Raw genomic sequence first — 472 nt, 5'->3', positions numbered from 1 at the left:
CGGAGAGACTTGAACTCTCACACCTTGCGGCGCCAGAACCTAAATCTGGTGCGTCTACCAATTCCGCCACGACCGCATCGTGTTTTTTTAGTTACTAAGGTAATTGGTATAACCTTAACAACGTTTTGTAATGGCAGGGCTACCTGGATTCGAACCAGGGAATGGCGGCATCAAAAGCCGCTGCCTTACCGCTTGGCGATAGCCCTACAGGTCTTAGTCTTTCAGCTAAGTGCTTCCCAATCAAGGAAAGTATGGTGCGGTCGGAGAGACTTGAACTCTCACACCTTGCGGCGCCAGAACCTAAATCTGGTGCGTCTACCAATTCCGCCACGACCGCGCTTTAATACTTCTGATCAATAGTCGTAAGTATAAACTATTTATCTGAATAAATGGTGGCTACGACGGGATTCGAACCTGTGACCCCATCATTATGAGTGATGTGCTCTAACCAGCTGAGCTACGTAGCCAACAA

General features: G+C 48.3%; 3 tRNA genes. All 3 read right to left on the bottom strand.

The features are described from left to right. Nucleotides 1-131 precede the first annotated feature (131 nt). The 3 genes from VJL_RS20250 to VJL_RS20240 all read right to left on the bottom strand — a co-directional run bounded on the left by VJL_RS20250 (nt 132) and on the right by VJL_RS20240 (nt 467). A tRNA-Gln gene (locus tag VJL_RS20250) sits at nt 132-206 on the bottom strand. A gap of 46 nt (nt 207-252) precedes the next feature. Then, nucleotides 253-337: transfer RNA gene (locus VJL_RS20245), tRNA-Leu, on the bottom strand. A 53-nt stretch (nt 338-390) separates the two neighbouring features. Further along, nucleotides 391-467: transfer RNA gene (locus tag VJL_RS20240), tRNA-Met, on the bottom strand. Nucleotides 468-472: the final 5 nt, after the last annotated feature.

Origin of the sequence: Vibrio jasicida CAIM 1864 = LMG 25398, assembly GCF_000400365.1 — a bacterium.
Lineage (GTDB): Bacteria > Pseudomonadota > Gammaproteobacteria > Enterobacterales > Vibrionaceae > Vibrio > Vibrio jasicida.
The sequence above is the reverse complement of the archived record's forward strand: the minus strand, read 5'-3'. Positions and strand labels throughout refer to the sequence as shown.